The sequence below is a fragment of the Pseudopontixanthobacter vadosimaris genome (assembly GCF_012979275.1).
GTDB classification, from domain to species: domain Bacteria; phylum Pseudomonadota; class Alphaproteobacteria; order Sphingomonadales; family Sphingomonadaceae; genus Pseudopontixanthobacter; species Pseudopontixanthobacter vadosimaris.
The window spans coordinates 1-6,936 of the sequence record NZ_JABASZ010000028.1 but is presented as its reverse complement, the minus strand read 5'-3'; the positions used below and the strand labels follow the sequence as shown (position 1 = coordinate 6,936).

Here is a 6,936-nt window from a genome sequence, read left to right as displayed (position 1 = left end):
GGCGCTGTTCGATGCCGCCCTGCTGCTGCGCTACGGCGGCCATCCGCGCTGCGGGCCGGGTCGCCGCAGGCGCGGGGGTCGACGCGGGTTCGCTGGTCCGTCCGCCGGGTTCGGCATCGGATACCGCGCCGCGCTGCTCGGCTTCCTCGATGCCTTGCAACATCTCCAGATCGCCCCGGGCGGCCAGGTAATACACCAGCGCGCCGCCGAGCAGGAAGGCGACGAGGGCAGCGATCAGGACCAGTTTCAGAGAACTGCCCGTGCGCCGCGTTTTCAGATCGTGGTCCATGTCACTCTTGCCGAAAATGCCGGCGGGGCGGCATGTTGTATAAAACTCATCCTTGGCACATGTCCTTCGCCAAGGCCAGCAAGGCGGCATCCTGCGGCACGGCGGGCCAGCCGACCGCGCCCCAGCCATCTCCTCCAGCCGCCGCGATGCGGGGGCCGAGCGCGGCGAGGCGCAAAGCGCTGCGGTCCAGCGCATGCGCGTCGCATTGCTGCGCGAAATGGCGTGATGCAACGGCGGAGTGGAGCAGCACGACGGCTACTACACCTGCCCCGCAATCGGCGCCCGGCCCAAGCTGCCGCACCAGATCGGCTGACATCGGCAAGGCGCGGCTTTCGTAACAGACCCGCTCCACCAGTTCGATGCCCGGCGGCGGTTCGAGCGGCACATGGTCGGCACCGCACAGGCGGAGCAGGCGCAGCCGCTTTCCCGCCAGCCTGTCCAGCACCGCCTGAAGGCCGCCCTGCCCCGTCGCGGCGACGGCGAAGCCCGCTCTGGCTGCCTCCGCCGCCGTGGTCCGGCCAACGCAATACGCATCGAGGCCGGCCATTTGCCGCAGCGACGGTCCGCCGTGCCGGACGGCATTCGCGCTGCCAAGAAGCACGCCGTCGAAACTGCCTCGCGGCATAGCCCAATGCACCGGCAGGATCAGGAAGAGCGGCTCTCCGCCTACAATCATTCCCATGCCGTGTGCCTGGCGCTGCGTTGCCGTAAAACCGGGTTCGGGCCGGATGCAGATGATTTGCATCATTCAGCAGCCGTCGAAATGAACCGTTATGAGTTTGCTCGCCCGCGCCAGCAAATCGCGGGCAAGCGCGGCGGGCGGGGCATCGTCCAGCGGCTCCAGCACGCATTCGCCGGTCACGCTGGCCAGACCGTCCGGGCTGTAGAGTGCCGCCTGCAGCCGCAGATGCGCGCCCTCCGCCGTCGTCAGCGCGGCGATCGGACTGTGGCAATTGCCGCCCAGCGCCCGCAGCAACGCGCGTTCCGCCATGACCGAGGCGAAGCTGGGCGCATCATTCACCGCATCCAGCAGCGCACGGGTCCCGGTATCGGCAGTATTGCATTCGATCCCGATGGCGCCCTGCGCGGGGGCGGGCAGCCATTCCTGCTGCGGCAGCGGCGTTCCCGTGCCCTCCTGCCCCAGCCGCTGCAGCCCCGCTGCGGCGAGGAAGGTCGCATCGACATCGCCCGCCGCCAGCTTGGCCAGCCGCGTCGCGACATTGCCGCGCAGCGACACCACGCGGCAGTCGGGTCGGTGATGCAGAAATTGCGCGGCCCGCCGCGGCGCGCTGGTCCCGATGGTCGCCCCGCGCGGGACGGCGGCGATGGAGGATGCGCCGATCAGCACGTCGCGAATGTCGGCGCGGGGCAGGATGGCGGCGATGGTCAGGCTGCCGGGACGGATCGTCTCCACATCCTTCATCGAATGGACGGCGGCGTCGATGTGCCCTTCCGCCAGCCATTCGTCCAGCTCCTTGGTCCACAGCGCCTTGCCGCCGATTTCCGCGAGCGGGCGGTCCTGGATCCTGTCGCCGCTGGCGCGGACCGGCACCAGTTCCACCGCACCTTCCGGCCAGCCATGCGCTTTGCACAGGCGGCGCCGTGCCTCTTCCGCCTGCGCCATGGCAAGGGGTGATTGCCGGGTGCCCAGGCGCAGGAGCACTCCGCTGCCGGACGAGCCGCTGGCGGGGCCGAATGTCGGTGCCGCGCTGCTATCGGTTCGGGGTTGGTTCGGTGGCTGGGTCATCGCGGATGCTTGCCCTAGCCATGCAACTGGTTCAGGGGAAGAGCCATGGGGATCGTGCTCGGCATAGAATCCAGCTGCGACGAAACGGCGGCTGCGCTCGTGACGGGCGAAAGAGCTATTGTGGCGCAGCGTATCGCCTCGCAGGATGCCGAACATGCGCCCTATGGCGGCGTGGTGCCCGAAATCGCGGCCCGCGCTCACGCCGAACGGCTGGCTCCGATGATCGGCGCGGTCATGGCCGATGCGGGCCTGAAGCTGGGCGATCTCGACGCCATCGCCGCCACCGCAGGGCCGGGATTGATCGGCGGGGTCATGGTTGGCCTCGTCACGGCCAAGGCGCTGGCGATGGCGGGCGATGTGCCGCTGATCGCCGTCAATCACCTGGAAGGCCACGCGCTCAGCCCGCGCCTTGCCGATGCGGCGCTCGAATTTCCTTACGCCCTGCTGCTGGTGTCGGGCGGGCATTGCCAGATCTTGCGAGTGGACGGCGTCGGTCGATATCGCCGCTTCGCCACCACCATCGACGATGCGCTGGGCGAAGCTTTCGACAAGACGGCGAAGATCCTCGGCCTCGGCTATCCCGGAGGCCCGGCGGTGGAACGGCTGGCCCGCTCCGGCGATCCTGCCGCCGTGCCCCTGCCCCGTCCGCTGGTCGGCAGCGGAGAGCCGCATTTCAGTTTCGCCGGGTTGAAAAGCGCGGTGATGCGTGCCCATGACAGCGACAAGCACGACGCCGCAGACATCGCGGCAAGCTTCCAGCGGGCCGCGCTCGATTGCGTGGCCGACCGCCTGCATATCGCTCTCGACGCCATGGCGCAGGACGCTGGCAAGCCTCCGGGTGCGCTTGTCGTCGCGGGCGGCGTGGCGGCCAATCTGTCGATGCGCGCTGCGCTGGAGGATATCGCCGCCGCGCGGGGAATGCATTTCACCGCGCCGCCGCTGGCGCTATGCACCGACAATGCGGCGATGATCGCCTGGGCCGGGATCGAGCGTCTGGGCCAGTCCGACCCGCTGGATATCGCCGCCCGCCCGCGCTGGCCTCTCGATCCGCAGGCGGAACCGGTGCGCGGTGCAGGATACAAGGGTTGAGTGCGATGCATGAAACGGCGCAGCAGAGCGGCACGCCCGCCATCGGGGTTCTCGGTGCAGGGGCCTGGGGCACCGCGCTGGCGCAGATGCTGGCATCCGATGGCAGGTCCGTTCTGTTGTGGGCACTTGAAGGCGATCTCGTGCATGAGATCAACGATGCCCGCACCAATTCGATCTATCTGCCGTCCGCCAGTCTGGCGCCGACGATCCGCGCCACGAACGACCTTGCGGACATGGCCGAATGCACCATCGTGCTGGCAGTGACGCCTGCCCAGCATCTGGGCAGCATTGTCGGCGCATTACCTGCCGCCCCGCGCGATCTGGTCCTGTGCAGCAAGGGGATCGAGGCCGGAACCGGTCGGTTGATGAACGAGGTGGCGAAAGCCGCCGCGCCCGGTAGCGCTATCGCCATATTGTCCGGCCCCACTTTCGCGCATGAGGTCGCCGCCGGGCTGCCCACCGCCGTCACGCTGGCCTGTTCAGGCGGCGAGGAGCAATGGGCGCGGCTGTCGCCCGCCATCGCCCGGCCCGAATTCCGGCCCTATTTTTCCGCCGATGTCACGGGTGCCGAAATCGGCGGCGCAGTGAAGAACGTGCTCGCCATTGCCTGCGGCGTAGTGGACGGGTTGGGCCTTGGCCAGAACGCCCGCGCGGCGCTTATCGCGCGCGGCTATGCCGAGATGCTGCGGTTCGGCGAGGCGCTGGGCGCCGAGCGCGAGACCTTGGCCGGCCTGTGCGGATTGGGCGATCTGGTGCTCACCTGTTCGTCCACGGCCAGCCGCAATTTCTCGCTCGGCAAGGCGCTGGGCCAAGGGCAGTCGGCCGCGACGCTGATGGCCGACCGCAAGACCGTGGCCGAAGGTGCCTTTACCGCGCCGGTGCTGGCCGAGCTGGCGGACAGGCACAATATCGCCATGCCCATCACGCAGGCGGTGGGGCGCCTGCTCGACGGCGCTCCTGCAGAACAGGTCGCGCGCGAATTGCTCGCCCGCCCCCTGAAAGCCGAAACCCCCGGCGATACGGATCGGCCTGCGTGAGCCTGCCACCTGCGAAAATTGGCAGTCCGGCAGCCGCCGGCAATAGACCCGATCGCGAAGACAGGGCGGGAAGCCGGGGCAGCGACGGGACCGAACAGGGTGACATCGCTGCCCTGGCGAGGGGCGGGCGCACGAATTTCTTCGGTTTCCTGCTGCGCCTTGCCGCGCGCATCCCCTTCCTGTTCATCGCCGGGCGGTTCTACGGTGCGGAAGCATTGGGACGTTTCGCCTCGGCGCTGGTGGTGGTCGAACTGGTCGCCATGCTCTGCACGATGGGCGAAAAGCGCGGATTGGCGCAGCGGCTTTCCGACGGGGCAGAAACGGACGAGAGCGATGCGGCGCAGACCCGCCTCGTCTATGACGGGCTGTCGGTCGCCTTCCTCGTTTCCATCGTTGCGGCGCTATTCCTTTATCTGGTGCCCGCACCGATGTTCCCCAGCGGTCACTACACCGCGCTCGACCGGCTGATCGTGCTCGCCATACCCGCGCTGGCGCTGACCGAGATCGCGCTGGCGGCGCAGGCCTATCGCTACGACATCGCCACGAGTGTCCGGGCCAGAGCCGTGGTCGAACCCTGGACCATCTCGATCATGGCGGGGCTGCTGTTCTACGTTGTGCCCGAAAGCGGGCTGGCCGTGGCCTATCTGGCATCCATCTATGCCGCGGCGGTAACCGCTTTCTGGCCCTTTTTTAGAACCTATGGCGCGCCGCAGGGCTGGAAGCCCGGCCTTTCGCGCATGTGGCGGCTGTCGGTGCGCGGCGCGCCGCTGGCCAGTGCCGACGCCATCGAATGGGGCACCCGCAGGCTCGATCTGTTCATCCTCGGCCTGTTTGCCGCACCCGCCGCCGTCGGCGTCTATTATGTCGCCCAGCAGGTTGCCAGCCTGCCGCAGAAGCTGAAAACCAGTTTCGAACCGATCCTCGGCCCCGTCATCACCCGCAATCTGCGGGAAAAGAACTTTGGCGCGATCGCCCGGCAGGTCTGCCAGGTGGGCTTCTGGATCGTCGCCGCGCAGGCAGGCATCGCGCTGGCGCTGGGCGTACCGGGCGAGGCCGTTATGGGCCTGGTCGGGCCGAATTTCGTCGGCGGAACGGGCGCGCTCGCCTTCCTGCTGGCGGCAGAGGTGGTGGCGGCCACCGCCGTGGTTTCGGAAGCCGCGCTGATCTACGTCGCCCGGCTGCGCAATCTGTGGATCTCGGTCGCAGCCATCGGGCTGCAGGCGGTGCTGACGGTCGCGGTGATGATCGCGGTCGACCGCTTCGGTTATCCCGAAACCTGGAAAGCGGCGGGCGCGGCCATCGCGCTGATGGTGACACTGGGCGCGATGTCGCTGGTGAAGGCGGTCACGCTGGGCCGCATCCTGGGGCACCGCGTCAACAACTGGCGCTGGGCGCTGGTCTATGCCGCCGCGCCCGCCCTGCTGGTCGGCTACGCTTCGACCTACCTGCCCGAATGGGCGGAGCTGTTGTTCGGCATTCCGGCGATCCTGCTGGTCTATGGCGCGGTCATCTGGCGGCGGGGCTTCGGCCCGGAGGATCGTGTGCTGTTCCGCCGCAACCTGGGCGGCGATGCGCCGACTGCGGTCTGAGGGTCCGGCAGTCGCGCGGTAATCCTCCAACTTGGCCCTTTATCCCCGCCGCAGCGGTGGCTAAGGTCGCAGGCGATGCAGCTTCGCCCCACCCTTACGATGATTGCGGGAACCCTGCTGGTCGCAGCCATGTCCATCGCCTATTCCATGACGGGCGGCAAAACCATGGCAGTCAATCTGGCCAAGGCGGCCGCAGTCGCCATCGCGGACGCCGGCGGATATGGCGTCAGGGCCGATTTCATGCCGGGAGGCCTGCCCACGCGCCATCCGGTGCTGGATGGCGGCGACAATCTCGATGAAGGCACCCGCGCACAGATCGCGCAGACGGTCGCGGCCATTCCCGGCATGGGCGGCGTGCGGTGGGCCGACGGCACCATCGTCGCCGAAAGCGGCGCCGTGCCGATCTCGCCGCTGCATTGTCAGGAAGATGTGGAGGCGCTGCTGCGCGCCCGCTCCATCCGCTTCGAGGAATCGCGCGCCACCATCGACCGCGCCAGCCGCGCCCTTCTGGACGAGGTGGCGGCCGCGCTGCGCCCCTGCCTTGGCAGCATTATCGCCATCACCGGCCATACCGACAGTTCCGGCCCGGAGGCAGGCAATCTGGCGCTGTCGCAGGAACGCGCCGAGGCGGTCGAGCAGGCGCTGGTGGCGCGGGGCATCCCGTCCGACGGGCTGCGCGCGGTCGGGCTGGGCTCGCGCGAACCGGTCGAGGGGCTGGCCCCCGCCGACCCTGCCAATCGCCGCATCGATTTCTCGGTGATTGCGACCGAACCGCTCAGACCCACCCCGGTCGATACGCCGGGAGCGAGATGACGCCATGCCGATAATGTTCGAAATTCTCGTGCTGGCCGTGGTTGCCTACGTGATCGGGCTGGCACTCGGCTGGATGATGTGGGGCCGCGCGGGTGAGATAATGGAGGACGAAACCTTATGATGGAACTGATCGAAGCCAATTGGCCGCTGCTGCTGGTTGCCCTGCTGATCGGCCTGATCGTCGCGTGGTTCCTGTTCGCCGCGAGCCGGCGCACCAGCGTGGAGACCGACCGACGCGACGTTCTGGACGAAGATGGCGCGAAAGCCGGGCGCAACCAGGCCCTGATCGACAGCGCACCCGCGGCCCGGCGCGACCTGCCGCTGGCGCAGGAACCCGTGACCCGGCCCGCCAGCGCCGCCGCCACTGCCCCG

Annotated in this window: 6 protein-coding genes and 2 pseudogenes; 5 read left to right on the top strand and 3 right to left on the bottom strand. The window is 68.6% G+C overall.

Features of this window, described 5'->3' with window-relative positions; translation table 11 throughout:
• From HG250_RS06695 to hemC, 3 genes and pseudogenes are all read right to left on the bottom strand, one after another.
• Positions 1–289 (bottom strand): annotated as a pseudogene (locus HG250_RS06695) (hypothetical protein); the annotation flags it as partial.
• 46 nt (positions 290–335) lie between these two features.
• Positions 336–971 carry a uroporphyrinogen-III synthase gene (locus HG250_RS06690; RefSeq protein WP_240956960.1) on the bottom strand — a complete coding sequence of 212 codons (636 nt, stop codon included), beginning with the start codon at positions 969–971 and terminating at the stop codon, positions 336–338.
• Positions 972–1,037: 66 nt separating this feature from the next.
• Positions 1,038–2,036: a hydroxymethylbilane synthase gene (hemC, locus tag HG250_RS06685; protein WP_170004022.1), complete on the bottom strand. Its 999-nt coding sequence runs from the start codon at positions 2,034–2,036 to the stop codon at positions 1,038–1,040.
• A 45-nt stretch (positions 2,037–2,081) separates the two neighbouring features.
• Between hemC and tsaD the strand changes: the two genes are divergently transcribed.
• The 5 genes and pseudogenes from tsaD to HG250_RS06660 all read left to right on the top strand — a co-directional run.
• Entirely contained in the window at positions 2,082–3,125 is a 1,044-nt protein-coding gene (gene tsaD, locus HG250_RS06680; protein ID WP_170004020.1) for a tRNA (adenosine(37)-N6)-threonylcarbamoyltransferase complex transferase subunit TsaD, read from the top strand.
• Between the two features lie 5 nt (positions 3,126–3,130).
• Positions 3,131–4,162 carry an NAD(P)H-dependent glycerol-3-phosphate dehydrogenase gene (locus HG250_RS06675; RefSeq protein ID WP_170004028.1) on the top strand — a complete coding sequence of 344 codons (1,032 nt, stop codon included), beginning with the start codon at positions 3,131–3,133 and terminating at the stop codon, positions 4,160–4,162.
• A 104-nt stretch (positions 4,163–4,266) separates the two neighbouring features.
• Positions 4,267–5,751: an oligosaccharide flippase family protein gene (locus tag HG250_RS06670; protein ID WP_170004026.1), complete on the top strand. Its 1,485-nt coding sequence runs from the start codon at positions 4,267–4,269 to the stop codon at positions 5,749–5,751.
• Between the two features lie 75 nt (positions 5,752–5,826).
• Positions 5,827–6,564: an OmpA family protein gene (locus tag HG250_RS06665; RefSeq protein WP_170004018.1), complete on the top strand. Its 738-nt coding sequence runs from the start codon at positions 5,827–5,829 to the stop codon at positions 6,562–6,564.
• Positions 6,565–6,681: 117 nt separating this feature from the next.
• A pseudogene (locus tag HG250_RS06660) lies at positions 6,682–6,936 on the top strand (hypothetical protein); the annotation flags it as partial.